General features: G+C 42.1%; 17 protein-coding genes. 10 read left to right on the forward strand and 7 right to left on the reverse strand.

From position 1 onward, the window contains the following. The 5 genes from dnaA to GUY17_RS00025 all read left to right on the forward strand — a co-directional run bounded on the left by dnaA (window position 1) and on the right by GUY17_RS00025 (window position 7,263). Window positions 1-1,386: a chromosomal replication initiator protein DnaA gene (gene dnaA / locus GUY17_RS00005; RefSeq protein WP_011635493.1), complete on the forward strand. Its 1,386-nt coding sequence runs from the start codon at window positions 1-3 to the stop codon at window positions 1,384-1,386. Window positions 1,387-1,405: 19 nt separating this feature from the next. Then, a complete protein-coding gene (dnaN, locus tag GUY17_RS00010; RefSeq protein WP_101087363.1) occupies window positions 1,406-2,506 on the forward strand; it encodes a DNA polymerase III subunit beta in 1,101 nt (366 codons plus the stop codon). A gap of 88 nt (window positions 2,507-2,594) precedes the next feature. Continuing rightward, a complete protein-coding gene (gene recF / locus GUY17_RS00015; protein WP_162021954.1) occupies window positions 2,595-3,677 on the forward strand; it encodes a DNA replication/repair protein RecF in 1,083 nt (360 codons plus the stop codon). Between the two features lie 15 nt (window positions 3,678-3,692). After that, window positions 3,693-6,110 carry a DNA topoisomerase (ATP-hydrolyzing) subunit B gene (gene gyrB, locus GUY17_RS00020; RefSeq protein ID WP_101087365.1) on the forward strand — a complete coding sequence of 806 codons (2,418 nt, stop codon included), beginning with the start codon at window positions 3,693-3,695 and terminating at the stop codon, window positions 6,108-6,110. Window positions 6,111-6,210: 100 nt separating this feature from the next. After that, window positions 6,211-7,263, forward strand: a complete 1,053-nt coding sequence (locus GUY17_RS00025; RefSeq protein ID WP_162021955.1) for an HDOD domain-containing protein — start codon at window positions 6,211-6,213, stop codon at window positions 7,261-7,263. Between the two features lie 151 nt (window positions 7,264-7,414). Here GUY17_RS00025 and glyS read toward each other — a convergent pair whose 3' ends face one another. Continuing rightward, window positions 7,415-9,499 (reverse strand): glycine--tRNA ligase subunit beta, encoded by a 2,085-nt coding sequence (gene glyS, locus GUY17_RS00030; RefSeq protein ID WP_162021956.1) that lies wholly within the window; start codon window positions 9,497-9,499, stop codon window positions 7,415-7,417. Between the two features lie 9 nt (window positions 9,500-9,508). Then, window positions 9,509-10,414, reverse strand: coding sequence for a glycine--tRNA ligase subunit alpha (gene glyQ, locus GUY17_RS00035; protein ID WP_011635499.1), 906 nt, complete (start codon window positions 10,412-10,414; stop codon window positions 9,509-9,511). A 112-nt stretch (window positions 10,415-10,526) separates the two neighbouring features. Here glyQ and GUY17_RS00040 point away from each other — a divergent pair, with 112 nt between their 5' ends. Beyond that, window positions 10,527-11,090 carry a DNA-3-methyladenine glycosylase I gene (locus tag GUY17_RS00040; protein WP_162021957.1) on the forward strand — a complete coding sequence of 188 codons (564 nt, stop codon included), beginning with the start codon at window positions 10,527-10,529 and terminating at the stop codon, window positions 11,088-11,090. 67 nt (window positions 11,091-11,157) lie between these two features. Here the strand turns inward: GUY17_RS00040 and GUY17_RS00045 are convergent, their stop codons facing one another. The 5 genes from GUY17_RS00045 to fadB form a co-directional block, all read right to left on the reverse strand. Further along, the gene (locus tag GUY17_RS00045; protein WP_162021958.1) at window positions 11,158-14,340 is read right to left on the reverse strand and encodes an amidohydrolase family protein; all 3,183 of its coding nucleotides are present in this window, start codon (window positions 14,338-14,340) and stop codon (window positions 11,158-11,160) included. A 293-nt stretch (window positions 14,341-14,633) separates the two neighbouring features. After that, complete coding sequence (locus GUY17_RS00050) at window positions 14,634-15,077, reverse strand: MOSC domain-containing protein (protein WP_162021959.1); 444 nt, start codon at window positions 15,075-15,077, stop codon at window positions 14,634-14,636. Window positions 15,078-15,080: 3 nt separating this feature from the next. Continuing rightward, window positions 15,081-15,326 (reverse strand): sulfurtransferase TusA, encoded by a 246-nt coding sequence (tusA, locus tag GUY17_RS00055; protein WP_011635503.1) that lies wholly within the window; start codon window positions 15,324-15,326, stop codon window positions 15,081-15,083. Between the two features lie 247 nt (window positions 15,327-15,573). Continuing rightward, window positions 15,574-16,737, reverse strand: a complete 1,164-nt coding sequence (fadA, locus tag GUY17_RS00060) for an acetyl-CoA C-acyltransferase FadA (protein WP_101087370.1) — start codon at window positions 16,735-16,737, stop codon at window positions 15,574-15,576. Window positions 16,738-16,759: 22 nt separating this feature from the next. Beyond that, window positions 16,760-18,910, reverse strand: coding sequence for a fatty acid oxidation complex subunit alpha FadB (fadB, locus tag GUY17_RS00065; protein WP_162021960.1), 2,151 nt, complete (start codon window positions 18,908-18,910; stop codon window positions 16,760-16,762). Between the two features lie 235 nt (window positions 18,911-19,145). On the opposite strand from fadB, the gene pepQ reads away from it, so the two are divergent. From pepQ to hemG, 4 genes are all read left to right on the forward strand, one after another. After that, window positions 19,146-20,465: a Xaa-Pro dipeptidase gene (gene pepQ, locus GUY17_RS00070; RefSeq protein WP_162021961.1), complete on the forward strand. Its 1,320-nt coding sequence runs from the start codon at window positions 19,146-19,148 to the stop codon at window positions 20,463-20,465. Then, window positions 20,458-21,072, forward strand: coding sequence for a YigZ family protein (locus tag GUY17_RS00075; RefSeq protein ID WP_101087373.1), 615 nt, complete (start codon window positions 20,458-20,460; stop codon window positions 21,070-21,072). Before pepQ ends, GUY17_RS00075 begins: the two co-directional genes overlap by 8 nt. A gap of 73 nt (window positions 21,073-21,145) precedes the next feature. Further along, a complete protein-coding gene (locus tag GUY17_RS00080; protein WP_059746096.1) occupies window positions 21,146-22,603 on the forward strand; it encodes a TrkH family potassium uptake protein in 1,458 nt (485 codons plus the stop codon). Continuing rightward, a complete protein-coding gene (gene hemG, locus GUY17_RS00085; protein WP_162021962.1) occupies window positions 22,603-23,133 on the forward strand; it encodes a menaquinone-dependent protoporphyrinogen IX dehydrogenase in 531 nt (176 codons plus the stop codon). The genes GUY17_RS00080 and hemG overlap by 1 nt, the downstream gene beginning before the upstream one ends. The last annotated feature ends 45 nt before the right edge of the window (window positions 23,134-23,178 follow it).

The raw sequence follows: 23,178 nt of genomic DNA on the forward strand, positions 1-23,178 counted from the left end.
GTGGCGGTTTCACTTTGGCAACAATGTATCGGCAGACTGCAAGACGAGTTATCAGCACAGCAGTTCAGTATGTGGATCCGTCCGTTACAGGCTGAAATGGATGGTGATACTTTGGTTTTGTATGCGCCAAATCGTTTTGTGCTGGATTGGGTACGCGATAAATACATCAATATCATTAATCAATTTTTTACTGAACAAATGGGCAGTAATGCACCTAAGTTACGTTTTGATATTGGTAGCCGTCCTTCAGCTCGTCCGGTTGCGCCAGCTCCTGTAGCGGCTAAGCCTGTTAATCGCCAAACTAAAGCCCAGGTAGGAACCACGTCCTTTAATACCCAGGCTGAACCGATTATTAACCCTAATCATCGCAGCAATATTAATCCTACTTACCAATTTGATAACTTCGTTGAAGGTAAATCAAACCAGTTAGGTAAAGCTGCTGCATTGCAAGTTTCTGAAAATCCTGGTGGTGCTTATAATCCGTTATTTTTATATGGCGGCACTGGTTTAGGTAAAACTCACCTTTTACACGCTGTAGGTAATGGCATTATTAAAAATAATCCCAATGCCAAAGTGGTGTATATGCATTCTGAGCGTTTTGTTCAGGACATGGTTAAAGCGCTGCAAAATAACGCGATCGAAGAATTTAAGCGTTATTACCGTAGTGTTGATGCGTTATTTATTGATGACATTCAATTTTTTGCCAATAAAGATCGTTCACAAGAAGAGTTTTTTCATACCTTTAATGCATTGTTAGAAGGTAATCATCAAATTATTTTAACCTCAGACCGTTATCCGAAAGAGATCGACGGGGTAGAGGATCGCTTAAAATCTCGCTTTGGTTGGGGCTTAACGGTTGCTATTGAGCCACCTGAATTAGAAACCCGCGTAGCGATTTTAATGCGTAAAGCACAAGAGAGCGGAATAAATCTACCTGATGAAGTGGCATTCTTTATTGCCAAGCGTTTACGTTCAAACGTACGTGAATTAGAAGGTGCACTAAACCGCGTGATTGCTAATGCTAACTTTACTGGCCGCCCAATCACTATCGACTTTGTGCGTGAAGCATTAAGAGATCTCTTGGCACTACAAGAAAAATTAGTCACTATAGATAATATTCAGAAGACTGTTGCTGAATACTACAAAATAAAAATGGCAGATATGCTGTCTAAACGCCGTTCTCGCAGTGTGGCAAGGCCTAGACAAGTGGCGATGGCGCTATCTAAAGAACTTACTAACCAAAGTTTACCGGAAATTGGTGATGCTTTTGGTGGTCGTGACCATACGACAGTATTACATGCTTGTCGTAAAATCGCCCAATTGCGCGAAGAAAGTCATGATATTAAAGAAGATTATGCTAACTTGATTAGAACTTTGTCTTCTTAATTCAGGGAATGTTGACACGATGAAATTTTCAATTGATAGGGACGCCCTATTAAAGCCGTTGCAGCTAGTGTGCGGCGCGGTAGAACGCAGACACAACTTACCTATTTTAGCCAACTTATTAGTTGAAGTTAGTGAGTCATCACTTAAGCTAACAGGCACTGATTTAGAGGTTGAGTTGGTGGGCCAAGCGGCTATTCATGGTGACATTGATATCGGTCGTACGACGGTTCCGGCTAAAAAGTTACTGGATATTGTTAAGTCATTACCAGAGCAGAGCGAATTAAAGGTCGAGCAACAAGATAATAAATGGTTATTGCGTTCAGGTCGCAGCCGTTTTTCATTGGCAACATTACCCGCCGAAGATTATCCCAACGTTGAAGAATTCCAAGCGGATATCGAATTTAGCTTAAAGCAAGGCGTGTTGAAGTCGATTATTGATTCAACTCAGTTTTCAATGGCTAACCAAGATGTACGTTACTACCTCAATGGTTTGTTATTTGAAACTGAAGGTAATGTATTACGTGCTATTGCCACCGACGGACACCGTTTAGCCTTAAGTCATCGTACGCTTGATGTTTCATTACCCGAAAAACAAGTGATTGTGCCTCGTAAAGGGGTGGTTGAAATGGCGCGCTTGCTCGACAGTGACGACCAGGACATTACCATTGCCATTGGTGATAATGCCATTAGAGCGATTACCAGTTCCGCGGTATTTACCAGTAAGCTTGTCGATGGCCGTTTCCCTGATTACCGCCGAGTGTTACCTAAGGGTGGCAATAAGGTGGTTATCGCCAGTCGTAACCAATTAAAACAAGCGTTAACTCGTGCGTCTATTCTTTCGAATGAGAAATTCCGTGGAGTACGTATTCAGCTTGAATCTGGCTTATTGAAAATAACTGCCAATAATCCTGAACAAGAAGAAGCTGAAGAGATCATTGATGTTGAATATGACTCTGATAAGCTAGAAATTGGTTTTAACGTCAGTTATCTACTTGATGTGTTAAATAACTTAGCCAGTGATGAAGTACGAATTACTTTAATTGATGGCAATTCAAGTGCCTTGATTGAGAACCACAAAGAAGAAGATTCTATGTATGTCGTGATGCCAATGCGTCTGTAATGCGTTATTGTGTTATTGCTATATGAAAGGTGCTGCAAAGCACCTTCTTTGTTTCTACCGTTTTATTGGGTTATCACAATAGGTCTTCATGAGTTTATCGCGTATTACCATAGGTTCATTTCGTAATATTACCTCAGCATCATTACAACCGGGTGATGGCTTAAATTTGATTTACGGTCAAAATGGCAGTGGCAAAACCAGTATTCTCGAAGCTATTTATTTTTTGGGTATGGGCCGTTCGTTTAGAAGCCATTTATCCCAACGTGTGATCAACCATGATGACGATAAACTGACTTTGTTTGCGCATTTAATTGATGCTGACAGAGATTGTAAAATTGGCTTACGTCGTCATCGAAGCGGTGAGATCGAAGTAAAAATTGATGGCGAGAAAGTAAAGCGTTTATCAACCCTGGCCGAAACGTTACCCATTCAAGTTATTACTCCCGAAAGTTTTTCTTTGTTGTTCGAGGGACCTAAAGCCCGCCGTCAATTTATTGATTGGGGTGCATTTCATTCTGACCCACATTTTTATCAAGCTTGGGTGAATACTAGAAAGGTATTAAAGCAACGAAACCAATTGCTTAGAAATCACTCTCCCTATAACCAAATACAGTTTTGGGATAAGGAGTTGGTGCGGTATGCTGAACAGGTTACCGATATACGAAATCAATATGTAGACTCGTTAAATGTGCTACTAAAGGGTATAATCGGAGTGTTTTTACCTCAGATTGATATTAAGGTTTCTTTTACTCGAGGATGGGATAGTAAAACGGATTTTGCCCAATTACTTGAAAACCAATACTCAAGAGATTTAGCCGCTGGAAATACGGGCAGCGGCCCCCACAAAGCAGATTTACGTTTGCGCGTGGGTAATTTACCGGCGCAGGATGCGTTGTCCCGTGGACAATTAAAATTATTAGTCTGTGCACTGCGTATTGCACAGGGAAAGTTGCTCAAACAACAACTAGATAAAAATAGTATTTATTTAGTCGACGATTTACCGTCGGAGTTGGATGCACAGCATAGGCAGCTATTGCTACAGCAGTTAACCGAAACCGGTGCACAAATTTTTGTCACTGCGATCGAACCGCAAGCAATAGTCGATTCGTTATCTAGCCCTCCAAACAGGATGTTTCATGTGGAACAAGGGTTGGTAACGGTTATTGAATAACAACGAGAGATAAATATGTCAGAGAATAGTTACGATTCTTCGAGTATCAAGGTATTAAAAGGCCTTGATGCAGTCCGTAAGAGACCTGGTATGTACATTGGTGATACTGATGATGGCACAGGTCTTCATCACATGGTATTCGAAGTGGTCGATAACTCTATCGATGAAGCTTTAGCAGGCCATTGTAGTGATATCACCATTAGCATTCATTCAGATGGTTCAGTCTCAGTAAAAGACGATGGTCGTGGTATTCCTGTTTCGATACATGAAGAAGAGGGTATCTCTGCCGCTGAAGTTATTATGACCGTACTTCATGCTGGCGGTAAGTTTGATGATAACTCTTATAAAGTCTCTGGTGGTCTGCACGGTGTGGGTGTTTCGGTCGTTAATGCGTTATCGAAAAAACTACAGTTAACCATTCGTAGAGCAGGTAAAGTCTATGAGCAGTTTTATACTCATGGTGTACCCGATGCGCCTATCAAAGAAATTGGTGATGCGGTTAAAACCGGTACCGAACTCCGCTTTTGGCCAAGTGGTGACACGTTTACCAATGTTGAATTTCATTTTGAAATTTTAGCCAAACGCGTACGTGAACTATCATTCTTAAACTCAGGTGTCGGCATTCGTTTAGTTGACGAGCGCGACGGTAAAGATGAGTTCTTTAAGTATGAAGGCGGTATTAGTGCTTTTGTTGATTACTTAAACCGTAATAAAACGCCGATTAACAAAGATGTTTTCCATTTTTCTCATGAGCGCGAAGATGGTATCACCGTTGAAGTTGCGATGCAGTGGAACGATGGTTATCAAGAGAATATTTTCTGTTTTACTAATAATATTCCTCAGCGTGATGGTGGTACTCACTTAGCCGGTTTCCGTGGTGCTTTAACACGTAACTTGAACAACTACATGGAACGTGAAGGTTTTAACAAAAAAGGCAAAACTAACGCGACAGGTGACGACGCGCGCGAAGGCTTAACTGCGGTTATTTCAGTAAAAGTACCTGATCCAAAGTTTAGCTCGCAAACTAAAGACAAACTTGTGTCTAGTGAAGTGAAAAGCGCTGTTGAACAAACAATGGGTGAGCAGTTAAACGATTATCTATTAGAAAACCCAGCAGATGCTAAATTAATTGTGGGTAAAATTGTTGATGCAGCACGTGCTCGTGAAGCGGCGCGTAAAGCCCGTGAAATGACTCGTCGTAAAGGCGCACTAGATTTAGGTGGTTTGCCAGGTAAGTTAGCTGACTGCCAAGAGAAAGATCCTGGTCTTTCTGAAATATACATAGTGGAAGGGGACTCTGCTGGCGGATCAGCCAAGCAGGGACGTAATCGTAAAAACCAAGCAATTCTTCCGCTAAAGGGTAAGATCTTAAACGTAGAAAAAGCGCGTTTTGACAAGATGTTATCTTCACAAGAAGTGGCAACGCTGATTACTGCATTAGGTTGTGGCATTGGCCGCGATGAATATAATCCAGATAAGACTCGTTATCACAACATCATCATCATGACCGATGCTGACGTCGACGGCTCACACATTCGTACTTTGCTGTTGACCTTCTTCTTCCGTCAAATGCCTGAATTGATCCAACGTGGCTATATTTATATTGCTCAACCACCACTTTTCAAAGTGAAAAAAGGTAAGCAAGAACAGTATTTGAAAGATGAGCCAGCATTAACTGAGTATTTAACCACTCAAGCACTCGATGGCACCAATATTTATCCAAGCCCAGGTGCTTTTGGTATGTCTGGTGAGCCATTAGAGCGTTTAGTGGCGCAGTATCGTGAAGTTGAGCGCATTATTAAGCGCTTAGAAAAACGCTACCCAACCAACCTACTTGACCGTATGTTGTATCACCCAGAAGTGACTACTGCAGTGTTAAGTGACGAAGCGCAAATGACGGCATGGTGTAATGGCTTCATTGCAGATCTAGTAGAACGTGAAAGTAGCGGTATTATTTTTACAGCTAATGTAATGCTTGACCCTGAGCGCAAGGTTTACACTCCTAGCGTGACAATCCGCAAGCACGGTATTGATACTAACTATCTATTTGGTTATGACTTCTTCACATCATCTGATTATCAGCGTATCGCTAAGCTAGGTGCTGCATTAGAGGGGATGATTGAAGAGGGTGGTTATGTACAACGTGGCGAACGTGTTAAAGAAGTTGAAAGCTTCTTAGAAGCATTAGATTGGACTATTAGTGAAGCTAAACGCGGCCTATATATTCAACGTTATAAAGGATTGGGTGAAATGAACCCTGAACAATTGTGGGAAACTACAATGGATCCAGAATCACGTCGTATGTTACGCGTTACTATTGAAGATGCGGTTGCTGCTGATCAGCTATTTACATGTTTGATGGGTGACCAAGTTGAGCCGCGTCGTGAGTTTATTGAAACTAACGCGCTTAATGTGGCCAACTTAGACGTATAACAAAATTTTAGTGTATAAATGGGTGCCTTTGGCACCCATTTTTGTTTTTAGTGCTATGGTTATAATAGTATTTACTTAACATTTAATAAGGCTATTTACAGTGGTTATTGGTTTCTTTAAAAAATTGTTTAATGTTCGAGACCGCAATGAACAGGCCAAATTCACTGGCATTAGCACTGCAGAGAAACGTCAGCAAACCAAATCCAAAGCACCAGTACCTGCAATAGAGGTTACGCAACATCAAGCTGTTGAATCACAGTTAGATCTGTCGGCTTTATTTTACAGTTTATTATTTGCAAACCAACAAACTACAACAACAGGAATAGCGAATAATTTAGAGCGAAGCGTGATGCACAATATTGAACTGGCATTAAGCTCACCTCAGTCGATTGCGGAAAATGTATTAAAGCTGCCCAGCAAAATACTCGAGCTAGATAAAAAACTAGCCGACGACAGTATTGAAACCCAAGAACTAATACAACTTATTGAACAAGACCCTCTGTTGTGTGTTGAAGTACTTAAGTTATGTAATTCGCCTGCTTTTAAACGAGCTGAGAATGATGTTAGCAGTATTCAACAAGCGCTAGTACAAGTGGGGCGACAACAATTAAGGCAATTTATTACCGCGAGCTTAGCCCGTGAGTTAATTGATATAAAGCCTATTTATTTTAGACGCTTTGGGGCTGTAATCTGGCGTCATTCTATGCAAGTTGCTTTTTTGGCCAGCGAGTTAGCGAGCCCCGAGCAACGAGACAGCGCTTTTTTAGTCGGCTTACTGCATGATGTAGGTAAAATTGCGATTTTTAAAATGCTGGTGGATGCTTTTTATCAAGCAGAACCTGGAGAGCAGCCTAATTCAATACTATTTAAGCAGGTGATGACCACAAAATCGTTGACCTTAAGTGCACTGTTAGCGCGCTGTTGGCAATTACCACTGCACTTTGAAACACCGTTAACGTTATTGGCCAATACCAATATTAAACCTACTGATGGCATGACACTGCTTATTTGGAAAGCCAATATTATTAGTGAGTGTTCAATGCTGCAGCAAGTCGACAAATTGCCTCAACCAGCACTAGCCGTGTTGTTAGCTCAGGTTGAGTGTAGTGAAGAAGATTTTATCGTTTTGCATCAAAAGCTTATCCAGTTTTAAATTGATATCAATGCGGGTAAGGTGTCTGCCTTAACCTTTTATAGCCCCACGTTGTGGCTGATACTCTTAAGCCATAAAAAGTAAGTCATAAGAAGTAATCCATAAAAAAAGCGCCTTGCGGCGCTTTTATCTCAACTACAGCTAATTTACATTATTGCAGCAACGAAATGTCTGCAACGTGCAAGAACTGCTCACGAAGATTGGTTAATAACGCTAAACGGTTATTTTTCAATGCTTCATCATCTGCCATTACCATCACATCTTCAAAGAACTGATCGACGTTTTCGCGTAAGTCAGCCAATAGCGTTAATGCTTGTTGGTAATCGCCATCAGCAAACAGTGGGGCTAACTGTGGTTGTAATTGTACAAGCTTATCAGCTAGCGCTTTTTCTGCTGGTTCTGTTAATAGAGCTGAATTGATGGTTGCGGGTAATTCGCCTTCAACTTTAGCCAGTATATTAGAAACACGCTTATTTGCCGCTGCTAGCGCTGTAGAAGCTTCTAAGCTACGGAAATGCGATACAGCTTTAACACGACTGTCAAAATCAGCAGGTTTGGTTGGACGACGAGCTAGTACAGCTAAAATAACGTCAACTTGAATGCCTTTATCTTGGTACCAAGCGCGGAAACGTGCGAGAAGAAACTCAAGTACATCTTCACTAGTATTAGTGTTAGTGATATTAGTCGCATGTAAAGCTTGTGCTTTAGCAATTAACTCAACTAAGTCCAGTGGCAGTTTGTTTTCTACGATAACGCGCAAAATACCAATGGCTGCACGGCGAAGTGCAAATGGGTCGGCGGCACCTTTTGGTGCTTGGCCAATGCCAAAAATACCCACAAGCGTATCTAACTTTTCAGCTAAAGCAACCGCACATGAAACGCTGGCTGTTGGTACTGTATCACCCGAGAATTTAGGTTTGTACTGCTCTTCAAGTGCGATAGCAACAGCTTCTGTTTCGCCATCTAAGCGGGCGTAGTGCATGCCCATAGTGCCTTGAGTATCAGTAAATTCCATGACCATGTTGCTCATAAGGTCTGCTTTAGACAATAAACCGGCGCGACTAGCATCTACATTGTTGGTTTCAACACCGTTGTTGTTCATTTGCGTCGCAATGAAACCTGCAAGTTCCGAAATACGTTCAACACGCGCTTTCAATGTGCCTAATTGTTTTTGAAACACCACGGTTTCTAAGCTGGCAATACGAGATGCTAATGTTTGCTTTTTATCGGTGTTAAAGAAAAACTCCGCATCAGCAAGACGTGGGCGAACCACTTTTTCGTTGCCTGAAATAATCTGCTGCGGATCTTTAGATTCGATATTAGTAACAAAGATAAAGTTAGGCAATAATTTGCCGGCTTTATCAAATACTGGGAAGTATTTTTGATCACCTTTCATGGTGTAAACTAAGGCTTCTGAAGGCACATTTAAAAACTTTTCTTCAAAGCTAGCTGTTAACACTATTGGCCATTCAACCAGTGAAGCCACTTCTTCAAGTAGTCCATCTTGAATATCGGCAATACCACCTAATTTTGCTGCAGCTGCTTCAGCATCAGCTTTGATTAGCGATTTACGTAATTCATAATCTGCTAGGACTTTACCTTGCTCTTTTAGCGCGGCTAAATAATTGTCGGCATGATCTAACTCAAAGCTGGCTTTACCCATAAAGCGGTGGCCACGAATAATGCGGTCAGATTTAATACCAAGCAATTCACCTGCAACTAATTCGCTACCTAATAGCATAGTCACCGTGTGAACCGGGCGAATAAACTGAGTTTTGTTGTTACCCCAACGCATTGGTTTAGGGATCGGTAATTTATCTAGTGCGCGTTGTGCCATGTCAGCTATTAAGCTTTTAGTTTCAACGCCAACCACTTTAGCTTGATGGACTAACCATTCACCTTTATCGGTGACTAATCGCTCTGCTTGCTCAACCGTAATACCGTTACCACGAGCCCAGCCTTGTGCTGCTTTAGTTGGGTTACCGTCGGCATCAAATGCCGAGCTAATTGCGGGGCCGCGTTTTTCAACGACTTTATCAGCTTGTGCTAATGCAAGACCCAACACATTAATCGCTAAACGGCGAGGGGCGGCATACCAAACTGCAGACTCAAAAGGTAAATCAGCTTTAGTTAATTCATCTGTAAAGCTCGTTAAAAATGATTCAGCTAACGTGCGCAGCGCTTTTGGTGGTAATTCTTCGGTACCCACTTCAATGAGTAAGTTTTCAAAATTCATTCGTTACCTCTACTTACACATAGGGAAGCCAAGAGCTTCACGTGCTTGATAATAAGATTCTGCAACACCTTTTGCCATAGTACGAACGCGAAGGATATAACGCTGACGTTCAGTGACTGATATAGCATGGCGAGCATCAAGTAAGTTAAAAGCGTGTGATGCTTTCATTACTTGCTCGTAAGCAGGTAGTGGTAATGGCTTTTCTAGTGATAATAAGTGCATGCACATCTTTTCACATTGATCGAATAGGGTGAACATAAAATCGACATCGGCATGTTCGAAGTTATAGGTAGACTGTTCTACTTCGTTCTGATGGAAAATGTCACCATAAGTGACACGACCAAGTGGTCCGTCAGTCCAAACAAGATCGTATACGCTATCCACTTCTTGAATGTACATGGCTAAACGCTCAAGCCCGTAAGTGATTTCACCTGTAACAGGGCTACATTCAATTCCGCCAACTTGTTGGAAGTAGGTGAACTGAGTGACTTCCATACCATTAAGCCAAATTTCCCAGCCTAAACCCCAAGCACCTAATGTTGGTGACTCCCAGTTATCTTCAACAAAGCGAATGTCATGTACTTTGGTGTCGATGCCAAGTGCTTCAAGTGAGCCCAAATATAGCTCTTGAATATTATCTGGAGATGGCTTTAGGACTACTTGAAATTGGTAGTAATGTTGCAGGCGGTTTGGGTTTTCACCATAACGTCCATCAGTAGGACGGCGAGACGGTTGCACGTATGCACTGCTCATTGGCTCCGGGCCTAATGAACGTAAGAACGTCTGAGGGTGGAAAGTACCAGCGCCAACTTCCATATCTAGAGGTTGAACAATTGCGCAACCTTGCTGCGCCCAATATTCCTGAAGGGTTAGGATGAAACCCTGAAATGTCTTTACGTCGTGTTTCGTCGTCATGTCTACTACTGTCAGGCTATTAATAGAAAATGTTAATGATTATACCTTGTAGAGCAAGGCAGATGTAGGTTATTTTTTAACGTACTACTAAAAACGTTAATGGAACCATACCATGCAAGTTAACCGATGTGGCTGGGTAAGTGAAGACCCTTTATATCAGCATTACCATGATACAGTATGGGGACGTCCTGAGTTTGATGCCAAACAGCTTTTTGCTAAGCTTTGTCTTGATGGTCAACAAGCTGGATTATCTTGGATTACGATTCTTAAAAAGCAACAAAACTACCAACAACTGTTTGCTAATTTTGAGCCGAGTATTATTGCTCAGTACGATCAAGCTAAAGTGGAAGCGTTAATGCTTGAACCAGGTATTGTTCGTAATCGTCTTAAAATAAACTCGATCATCAGAAATGCTAAAGCTTATTTAACATTTGTGGAGCAGGGTGATGATTTCTCTAAGTTTTTATGGAGTTTTATCGGCGGTGAACCGAGAGAAAACAACTTCAGTTCATCAAGCCAAGTTCCTGCACAAACACCAGAATCTGAAGCGATGTCTAAAGCGTTAAAAAAACTTGGTTTTAACTTTGTTGGCCCAACAATTTGTTATGCCTTTATGCAAGCGGTAGGCATGGTGAATGACCACACGACTGACTGTCATTGTTACGGCCAGTATTGATTTTGATATTTATATAAAAAAAGGGTGTTCCACATGGAACACCCTTTTTATTGGATTAATTTAATCGTTAGATTTTTTCAAAGAAAAAAGGCTTACGTTTATGTTTATCACCATTGAGTTGATTCATGGTTTCTGAATTAAACAGCTTACCATTAACCATAGTGTAAGTGACTTTATCCGTCGTTCTGATATCGGCTAATGGATCGCCATCAATCACTATTAAGTCAGCCAATTTACCCACTTTAATAGAACCTAGTTGATGGTCCATACCAAAGGTTGTCGCCGGATTGATTGTCGCGGTTTTTAATACTTCCATATTACTCATGCCGCCTTGAGCAAACATCCACATTTCCCAATGTGCAGCTAATCCTTCTCGTTGACCATGAGCACCAATATTAGGTTTAACGCCGATGTTGTTTAACTCATTGGCTACGCGGGCAACATTAAAGTGGTTGTAATGTTCATCTGGCGCGGTAGTGCGGCGCATTGAACGGGCATCAAGAATATCATGCGGAACATACATGCTTAGACGAGGGTGAGCCCAAACGTCAGTTTTGTCATACCAGTAATGCTCGCCAGAAATACCACCATAAGCGACAACTAAGGTCGGTGTGTAGTGTACTTCGGTTTGGCTCCAGAATTGTTTGATGTCATTGTATATAGACGCTGCTGGCAACGAATGTTCTACCGTGGTGTGGCCATCCGCTATCATCGATAAATTGTGTTGCAGCAAACTGCCACCTTCAGGTACTACCATCATTTCGAGCTCTCGTGCAGCAGCAATAATTTGCTGGCGTTGATCCCGGCGTGGTTGGTTGTAACTCTTAACACTAAATGCACCGACTTTTTTAAGACGCTCTAAGTGGAACTTTGCGTCATCAAGTGAATCTACATGCGAGGTATAGCCTGGTAAGTTGGCTCCGTATAATATAGTCCCGGTTGAGAAAATACGAGGGCCAACAATATTGCCTGCTTTTTGTTGTTCAGAAGCAGCAAAAATTTCGGTAGTGTCATTCGATGGGTCGTGAATAGCCGTTACCCCAAGCGACAGCCCAGAATATAAGGCCCAGTTTTGTTGTGGAATAATTTCATCATCCGCTTGGCCGCCATGTGCATGGGCATCAAATATGCCAGGCATAATGGTTTTACCGCTAATATCGATGACTTGAGCATTTTTAGGAATAATCGTATTGGCATCACCAACGCTGACAATTTTATTGTCTTTAACAATAACAACGCCATTATCAATAACCTGATCATTCTCCATAGTGATCACTTTACCGCCAGTAAACACAACTGTTCCACGTGGAACATCGGCCTTATCTTTAAAGCCAATAGAGGTTATTTTAGGATCGACCTTGGTTTCAGATTTTGTATATTGAGTGTCGACATCGGCTTGGTATAAATCAGGGCCCAATGTCCAATACAGTTGGTTATTTTTACCGTTCCAGCTAATGCTTTCGCCTGCACGAGCACTTAGTTGGGTAATGGGTAAGTTGCTTGCTTTAGGTCCAATAGCAATGGTTTCGCCGTGTTTCGCAAAAGGAGTGACGTACACTCTAAAGCGCTCTGCAAAAGCTAGGTGCTCACCGTTTGGTGATAAACGAAACTCGGTAGCGTGGTCGCTGGTGTAATGGGTTCGTTTTTCAAAACCGTTCATACCGATTGATGCAAACTCTGGGGTCTCCCCAGAATCCATAAAGTAAACACGATCTGAGTCGTTACCAAATTGTGGTTGATGGCCACTGGCAGTTAGTTTAGTGCTTTGCTTTCCTTTGATATCGACTTTATATAAACCCGGTTCTTGTGACCAAGTTCGTGGTGTCATGTATCCACCGCGAGCTTTTCGATAAACAATATATTCGCCATCAGGCGAAAAAGTTGGCTCGACATATTTACCAGGCTCGTTGGTTAACACTTTGGCTTTACCACCTCTGGCGCTAACAACACTGACGGTGCCTTGCTGTTGATCATTCCATGTAGTGAACACGATGTCTTTACCGTCACGTGACCACTGTGGGAATAGCTCATTGATGTCATCATCTAAACGGGTTAATCGTTTATGTTTTCCGTCTTTAATATCACGAATCCAAATTTTACCTAAGGCTTCAAATACCACTTTTTCGCCGTCCGGTGACACTTGTGCCATACGCAGCATTTTTACATCAAATTCATCTTGATCTAAGTTTTGAGTAAAGCGGACAGATGGCTGAATATCTCTTTGAGATTTAACACTGAATGGAATGTCAGATATTTTTTTACTGTCGACATCAAGTTTATTAATTTTACCTTTAGCCCAAAATACGATGTGCTTATTGTCTTTGGTCCAAGACATTGTTGGATACACGCCATGAATTGCCCATGTTTCTTGCATATCACGATCGAGTTTGTCATACAGCTTAGTTTCTTCACCAGACTTTAAATCCAGTGAATATAGTGTCGATTGGAATCCATCGCGTTTGATGTAAGCAAGCGTTTTGCCATCAGGGCTTGGTGTTGGGCGGATAGCACCACCAGTTCCTTCAATTAATACTTCAATATCTCCCGTTTGGGTATCATAGCGCTTAATTTTATAAATACCTTTGACCGAATCTTTTGAGTAATGAAAGGTCTTGCCTGGGGTCGCATCTTGGCTAAAGTAGATATAGCGTCCATCTGGCGAGTAGGCCGGTTCACCCAAATCTTTTTGTTCGTTAGGGCGCTCTGTTAGTTTAACGCCTTCGCCACCAGCAACGTGAAACATCCACACTTCACCCGCTCCAAGGCTGCGGGTGCCGGTAAAATGTTTACGTGCTACTAGGTATTGTGAATCAGGACTCCAGGCTGGGCTGTTGAGTAAACGAAATGTTTCAGTAGTGATAGCGTGTGGATTGGTACCATCGGCATTCATTATCCAGATATTGTCGCCACCATCTTCATCAGAGGTGAAAGCGATATACTTACCGTCAGGGCTATATACTGGCTGCATTTGCCAAGCGATACCTTGTGCCAGTGGTTTGGCTTCGCCTCCTGCTATCGGTATTTGATAAATATCACCTAATAAATCAAATACAATGTGTTCACCATCTGGCGATACATTGACGTTCATCCATGTGCCTTCGGTTACATTGATATCAATTTTACTTAATGGCGCATTTTCTGGAGCATTTACGTGCCATTTTACTTTGTCATCTTCGGCATAGGCAAAGCTAGATATACCTAGAGTAAGTGCCATTGCGGTGTAAAGTGGAGTGAGTTTTTGAGTCAACATAGAGTAGATTATCCGTTGTCGTTTTTATTTTCAGTGGATTTAATCAAGCCCAATACCCGTTTAGGAAATTTCATTTTGCATGATTAGATGACCTAAAGAGTATTTGGCTTTACTGCGTTTGTCGGTTTGAATAGTTCCTTTATCGCATAAATTACCGATAAGGTGTACAACAAATCTGTATCAATTAATGACAGACGTTAACACATATGTCTGTTATCGATTAATAGACAATGAGTGCTATAGCGTTAGATTTTATTATGAAAGGCTTAAACGAAAATGATTTATCGGTTTTACTAATCTATTTTTACTGAGTCATCTAGTTGTATTAATCCAGTTTGCATCACGCGGCAGGTGACTCCGCCACGCCAGTCGGGCGTTAGTGCTTGTTCTAGACCTGAGTAAGCTTGCTGCATTTTTTTACATGGATCGGTTTCACCTGTGATTTGTAGTTTAAGCTCAGTACCTATGGTGATCGTTTTACCGACATCTGCTGCGCTAAATTCATAGCCGCTGATCAATAAATTAGCTCTTCGAGTTAACCAGTCTAAATCGGCATTAATTTTTTGGCAGGCTGTGTGCCACTGCTGTTTCGACATGACGGTTACTTGACGTTTTCCTGGTCTGCCAAAAATATCGTTTTCGACGCCTCGCTCTAAGGTCACATTAGCACAAAAGGCTGACTTCATTATGCCGCGTTTTGCTGTTTTATACGCGATAGCTTCCAATGTGATGGTCATTCATTACAGTCCTTTTTTGAGTAAATAGTGGTAAGGAGTCTTGCTGATATCACTGGCAATTAACGTGTGATCCATAAATTCACAAAAACTTGGAATATCACGAGTGGTGGCAGGATCATCTGCAATGACTAATAAGGTTTCACCTTCTGCCATTTTGCGTACTGTTTTTCGAATCATCATTACAGGTTCTGGGCATCGAAGACCAAGAGCATCGAGTTGGTGTTGTGCTTGGGTATAAATATCGTTCATGAAATGCTGTCTATGTTTACCTATCGAATTAGCGCTAATGTTACTCTTGTCATTTAAGCTTGCCAAGTTTGCTTGGTTTTAAAGTTATATTGAGTTTTTTTATTATTTTTTAATTTTCATAAAACATGTTTCACGTGGAACATTAGCCAAAGTAGGAAAATTAAAAAATAAAAAAAACGAGCCAATTTGGCTCGTTTTTACAACTCACTTGATACAACTGAAAAGTATCAGCTTGGTATGAGAACGATTAAACGCGTTCGAATACAGTTGCGATACCTTGGCCTAAACCGATACACATAGTGGCAAGACCAAGCGTTGCATCTTTTTCTTCCATTAAGTTGATCAGTGTTGTCGAGATACGTGCGCCAGAACAACCTAGTGGGTGACCCAATGCAATTGCACCACCGTTAAGGTTAATCTTTTCATCGACAACATCTTGTAAGCCAAGATCTTTAACACAAGGTAATGACTGTGCCGCGAACGCTTCGTTTAATTCGATAAGGTCTAAATCGGCAACAGATAAGCCAGCGCGTGCTAATGCTTTTTTGGTTGCTGGTACTGGACCATAACCCATAATTGCAGGATCACAACCGGCAACGGCCATTGAACGAATACGTGCGCGGATGGTTAAACCTAAAGCGCGAGCTTTAGATTCTTCCATCACCAACATTGCAGAAGCACCGTCTGATAATGCAGATGATGTACCGGCAGTCACAGTACCGTTAACTGGGTCGAATGCTGGACGTAAACCGGCAAGTGACTCTAGTGTTGTTTCTGGACGGATAACTTCGTCAGTCATCACTTTGATCAGTGCGCCATTTACATCGTGGCCTTCAATGCCCCAAATCTCTTTGGCAAAACGACCTTCGATAGTTGCTGCATGTGCACGTTGATGAGAACGTACCGCAAATGCATCTTGTTGTTCGCGAGTAATACCGTGCATTTTACCTAACATTTCAGCGGTTAAGCCCATCATGCCAGATGCTTTAGCTACGCGGTTTGCCAAGCCAGGGTGAAAATCAACCCCGTGGTTCATTGGTACGTGACCCATGTGCTCAACACCACCAATAATAAAGGTGTCGCCTTGACCAGTCATGATGGCACGAGCAGCTTGATGAAGGGCGTCCATTGACGAACCACATAAACGGTTTACCGTTACTGCGCCTGCCGATTTAGGAATGCCAGCTAACAATGATGCATTACGGGCAATGTTAAAACCTTGCTCTAGTGTTTGCTGCACACAACCCCAAATCACATCTTCAATGTCGTTAGGGTCTAATTGTGGATTGCGCAACATCAGTGCTTTCATTAATTCTGCAGACAATGTTTCTGCACGTACATTTCTAAATACCCCTGCCTTAGAACGGCCCATTGGGGTACGAATGCAGTCTACGATAACAGCTTGTTTCATGATTTAATTCCTTTCCCACTAATTAGGCTTGGTAGTAACTACCGTTGTTGGCTGCAAGTGCACGCATTGCATCGGTAACCTGATATAAGCCACCAAGATGTGCGTATTTGTCTGCTAGGGCAACAAAGTTTGCTACGCCCATGGTGTCTAAGTAACGGAATACACCGCCACGGAATGGAGGGAAACCAATACCGTAAACTAGACCCATATCGCCTTCAGCAGGTGATGCAATAATGCCTTCTTCTAAACAACGAACCGTTTCGATGATCATCGGGATCATACAGCGAGCGATGATGTCATCAGACTCGAATGCCTTTAATTCACCGAACTCAGCGCTTAATAATTCATAGCTTGTTGGATCAATGTCTTTCTTCGGCTTACCACGACGGTCAACAGAATAGGCATAGAAACCTTTAGTGTTTTTCTGACCTAGACGTTTGTTTTCAAACATAATGTCGATAGCGTCTTTGCCATTTTTACCCATGCGGTCTGGGAAACCTTCAGCCATTACTGCTTGAGCGTGATGACCGGTATCTAAACCGACTACGTCAAGTAAGTAGGCTGGGCCCATTGGCCAACCGAACTGCTTTTCCATGACTTTATCGACAGCGGCAAAGTCAGCACCTTCAGCAAGTAGACCACTAAAGCCAGCAAAGTATGGAAACAATACACGGTTAACAAAGAAGCCTGGGCAATCATTCACTACGATTGGGGTTTTACCCATTTTGCTGGCGTAAGCCACTACCGTTGCGATGGTTTCTTCAGAGCTGTGCTCACCACGGATAATTTCAACTAATGGCATTTTGTGCACAGGGTTAAAGAAGTGCATACCGCAGAAACGTTCAGGTTTCTTAAGGCTTTTAGCCAGTAAGTTGATTGAGATTGTCGAGGTATTTGATGCAATAATGGCATCTTCTGATACGTAACCTTCAACTTCTGCTAGTACAGTAGCCTTAACTTTTGGATGTTCAACAACCGCTTCTACAACGATATCGCTATTTTTGATAGCGGCATAATCTAGTGAAGGGGTGATGTTGTTTAATACTTTAGCCATTTTCTCTGGCGTAGAACGACCACGAGCAACTTGTGTTGTCAGAATTTTAGCCGCTTCGTTCAAGCCTAACTCTAATGCTGGCTGAGCGATGTCTTTCATTACAATTGGTGTGCCTTTGCTGGCGCTTTGGTAAGCAATGCCGCCGCCCATAATACCTGCACCCAATACTGCTGCTTGGTTAACATCTTTAGCGAGTTTACCGGCTTTCTTTGCTTTACCTTTGACGAACTGGTCATTTAAGAAAATACCAATTAGCGCTTGGGCTACATCTGTTTTAGCTAATTTAATGAAAGCCTGTGCTTCTACTTTTAATGCGCCATCACGGTCCAAACCAGCTGCTTGTTCGACAACATTCACAGCGGCCATTGGCGCTGGATAATGCTTGCCTGCAACAGAAAACACCATTCCTTTTGCGGTTGCAAAAGACATCATGGCTTCAAGTTTTGGTAACTGTAATGGTGATTGCTTTTTGGTGCGACGAGCTTGCCAATCAAGGCTACCATTTAGGGCATCATGCAACATTTGAATCGCAGCAGCTTCTAGGTTTTCTGGTGCAACAACGGCATCAATAGCGCCTACTTTTAACGCATCTTCTGGGCGTTGGTCTTTAGCTGTGGTAATCCACTCAAGTGCATTATCTGCACCGATTACTCGAGGTAAACGCACAGTGCCACCAAAACCAGGAATAAGACCTAATTTGGTTTCTGGTAAACCGATGCGAGCATTGGTATCAGCAACGCGTAAGTCAGTCGCTAAAATGGTTTCGCAACCACCGCCTAACGCAAAACCGTTAATCGCTGATGCTGTCGGAAACGGTAAGTCTTCTAGCTTATTGAATACTGCGTTGGCTTGTTCAACCCAAGCTAGCAACGTGGCATCGTCTTGCTGAAATAGCGTTAAGAATTCGGTAATGTCTGCGCCAACAATAAAGGTGCTTTTTGCTGATGTCAGCAGCAAGGCTTTAATATTGGTATTTTGTTTGATGCTGTCTAGGGCGGCATCAAGAGAGGCTATTGTTTCTCTGTCGAATTTATTTACCGAACCTTGTGCGTTAAAACACAGTTTGGCAATATTATCTTCAAGTAACTCAACCTGAATGGTAGGGCTTTGGTAGATCATTGCTTGCTTCCTTATTGCTTAAAAGCGACTTCCACATCTTATTTACTGTGCAGTTATCAAGCTTGAATCACAGCAGTTTCGGCCATCTATTGACCAGCTAATTCTCAGTGTGCGACTAAATGAGATAAATTACAACACCCAATTTAAACGGCCGTTTAATTTTTTATCATCTAGCGAGGTCTTTTTCTGTTTGTGATAGACTTATTGGGTTAAAACTCATGCAAAGGGATAGTCAATGGATCAGTTAGCACATCTGTATCATGCGCACATGGCGGAATTAAATCGCCGAGTAGGCGAAATTTGTCAGCGTGGAAATCTTTCGGGTTTAGTGATTCACTCGGGACAACCTCATCGACAGTTTTTAGATGACCTTAACTATCCCTTTAAAGTGAACCCGCAATTTAAAGCGTGGTTACCTATTTTAGATACGCCAAATTGTTGGGTTATCGCTAATGGTCAAGATAAGCCTACTTTAGTGTTTTATCGCCCAGTTGATTTTTGGCATAAGGTGAATGATGTACCGCAAGCCTTCTGGACTGAGCATTTCGATATTCAATTACTGACCAAGCCAGATCGAATTGCTGATTTTTTACCTAAAGACTTAGCCTCGTGGGCGTATATTGGTGAGCACTTAGATGTGGCTGATGTATTGGGCTTTGCGGCTCGTAACCCTGATGCAGTAATGAACTATCTACATTATCATCGTGCAGACAAAACTCAGTATGAACTTGAGTGCATGCGCAGAGCCAACCAAATTGCGGTAAAAGGACATTTGGCTGCCAAAAATGCGTTTTATGATGGTGCCAGTGAGTTTGAAATTCAGCAACGTTATTTGCTCGAAATTGGCCAAGGCGAAAATGAAGTGCCTTACGGCAATATCGTGGCATTAAATCAAAATGCCGCTATTTTACATTACACCGCTTTAGAACATGTTAAGCCTGCGCAGCGTTTATCTTTTTTGATTGATGCTGGGGCCAGTTATCATGGCTATGCCGCAGATATTACCCGTACTTACTCATTCGAGAAAAATCGTTTTTACGAATTAATCGTCGCATTGGATAAAGTGCAATTAGCCATTATTGAGCAGATGAAGCCAGGGGTTAAGTACGTCGACCTGCACATCGCGACACACCATTATATAGGTCAGTTACTGATTGATTTTGGCTTGGCTAATGGCACTGCTGAACAGTTAGTTGCCCAAGGCGTAACGAGTGCCTTTTTCCCGCATGGGTTAGGGCATATGTTGGGGTTACAAGTTCATGATATGGGCGGTTATTCCCACGATGAGCGTGGAACCCATATTGCTGCACCTGAGGCGCATCCTTTTTTACGCTGTACAAGAGTATTAGCCGCTAGTCAGGTACTGACTATTGAGCCAGGCCTTTATATTATCGATACCTTACTTAATCAGTTATCTGCTACCGCTAAGCAAGCTATTAATTGGACTACGGTTGATGAGATGCGTCCATTTGGAGGCATTCGCATTGAAGATAACGTCATTGTGCATCAAGACCGAGTAGAAAATATGACGAGAGAGTTTGGTCTAGTTGATTGAGTCATATTTAATACCGCAAGCTAACGTACTGATAGAAGAAGAGATAAAGCATAGCCGCTTTATCTCTTTGTTATTTCATTGCCCACATCCTAATAATATGAAGTTAGCGCTTACTGACGTAAAGCAGCAATATCCAGGAGCCAACCATTATTGCTATGCATTTGTAGCCGGCAGCCCAGAAAATACCATTGATATGGGCGCTAGCGATGATGGCGAACCGTCAGGTAGCGCCGGCAAACCCATGCTAGCATGCTTACAAGGCGCAAACATTGGTGAGCTAGGGGTTATTGTAGTGCGTTATTTTGGTGGCACTAAATTGGGTGTGGGCGGTTTAGTGCGTGCTTATACTTCGGGTATAAAGCAAGGGTTAACGCAAATACAGACTCAGGTTAAGCATTTAAGGTATCCTGCACGCTTGGTATGTCATTATGCTCAACTCACCGATGTTGAGTATTTAATTGCTCAATATGATGGTGTGGTGATGGATAAAGAGTTTACCGAAAAAGTTGAAATACACTTTGAACTGGCTAAATCGCACCATCAGGCTTTTAATCAAGCATTAGCTACCCAGACGCAGGGTCAGCTACAAGTAAAGTTTACTGTTTGAGCTATGACGAACTTATGCCAAAATGTCACTCAATTGTTAAATTCGACGCAGCACAACTTAAACAGAACCCTTAATGCAATATAAAACAATTATTAGAATCACCGGTTTGCTGATGGGATTATTTTCAATCACCATGCTGCCGTCCGCATTGGTGGCTATCTTGTATAAAGATGGTGGTGGTACTGCATTTATTCAGGCCTTTTTTGTCAGTATTTTTCTAGGCTTTTTATTATGGTATCCCAACCGTCATCAAAAAGGTGATCTACGAACGCGTGAAGGCTTTTTGATTGTGGTGTTGTTCTGGACGGTGCTTGGATCGATAGGTGCACTGCCATTTATTTTTTCTAATAACCCTGATTTAAGTTGGACCGATAGTTTTTTTGAATCGTTTTCGGCCTTAACGACTACAGGTGCGACCGTGATAGTCGGGCTAGATGACTTGCCTAAGTCAATATTGTTTTATCGCCATTTACTGCAGTGGATGGGCGGTATGGGTATCATCGTACTCGCAGTGGCCATTTTACCTCTACTTGGTATTGGTGGTATGCAGCTATACAAAGCTGAAGTGCCTGGTCCGGTTAAAGACACTAAAGTGACTCCTCGTATAGCCGAAACGGCCAAAGCCTTATGGTACATTTACTTTTTACTTACTACTGCTTGTGCATTGGCATTTTACTTTGCCGGTATGGATGCATTTGATGCTATTTGCCATTCGTTTTCGACTATCGCTATTGGTGGTTTTTCGACTCATGATGCCAGTATTGGTTACTTTCAAAGCCCGCTGATTAATGTGATTTGTGCATTTTTCTTGTTGATTGCGGCAGTCAATTTTAGCTTACACTTTGCCGCATTTACTCGTCGTGGCATTAACGTCAAAGTATATTTAAAAGACGCAGAATTTAAGGTGCTTATCGCTGTACAGGTAGTATTGACCGCAATTTGTTTCGCTACCTTGTATCAATCTGGAATATACGACTCTCCAGAGAAAACACTCGATTACGCCTTCTTTCAAGTGGTCTCGATTTCAACAACGGCAGGTTTCGGTACAGAAAGCTTCCATTCTTGGCCGCTGTTTTTACCTATTCTATTAATATTCTCAAGCTTTATTGGTGGTTGTGCTGGCTCGACAGGCGGCGGCATGAAGGTAATTCGTTTAATACTATTAGTACTACAAGGGTCGCGTGAACTGAAACGACTTGTTCATCCTAAAGCTATGTATTCCATTAGAATTGGCTCTACGGCATTACCCGACAGAATTATTGATGCGGTATGGGGATTCTTCTCTGCTTATGCTTTAGTGTTTGTGGTGTGTATGGTGATTTTAATGGCAATGGACATGGACGCCATTACCGCATTTAGTGCAACGGCAGCCAGCTTAAATAACTTAGGCCCAGGTTTGGGCGATGTGGCATCAAATTATGCCAGTATTTCAGACGGTGCTAAGTGGGTACTCGTGATGGCAATGCTATTTGGTCGGTTAGAAGTGTTCACCTTATTGGTGCTATTTACCCCCACATTTTGGAAGAATTAATGTTAAATACTGTGATTTTATATTCAACGATCGATGGGCAAACATTGGCAATTTGTCAGAAAATTAAGCAAATATTAGTTGAACAGGGTGAGCAAGTTAATGTGGTTAATCTCGCTGAAGCTCAGGCTGATGATTTAGCGAGTGTTGATAAAGTCGTTATTGGTGCCAGTATTCGATATGGCAAACATCGACCAGAATTATTCAAGTTTGTTGAGCAACACCAAGCACTGCTCGACACCAAGCTCAACAGTTTTTTTAGCGTAAACGTAGTGGCAAGAAAGCCTGAAAAAAACACCCCTGAAACCAACCCATATATGCAGAAATTTTCAAATTTATCTGCCTGGAAACCTCAGTTATTAGGCGTTTTTGCCGGTAAGATTGATTACCCTCGTTACCGATTTTTCGATAAGTTTATGATCCGATTTATCATGTGGATGACTAAGGGACCGACAGATACTCAGGGAACGTTTGAGTTTACTGATTGGGGTAAAGTAGATGACTATGCTAAACAAATAGCAGCGCAAAAATAGCCTCATAAACCCTATAGCGTGCCTAATATACCTTATTGGAAACGC

Source organism: Shewanella sp. Arc9-LZ (assembly GCF_010092445.1).
Taxonomy (GTDB): Bacteria; Pseudomonadota; Gammaproteobacteria; order Enterobacterales; family Shewanellaceae; genus Shewanella.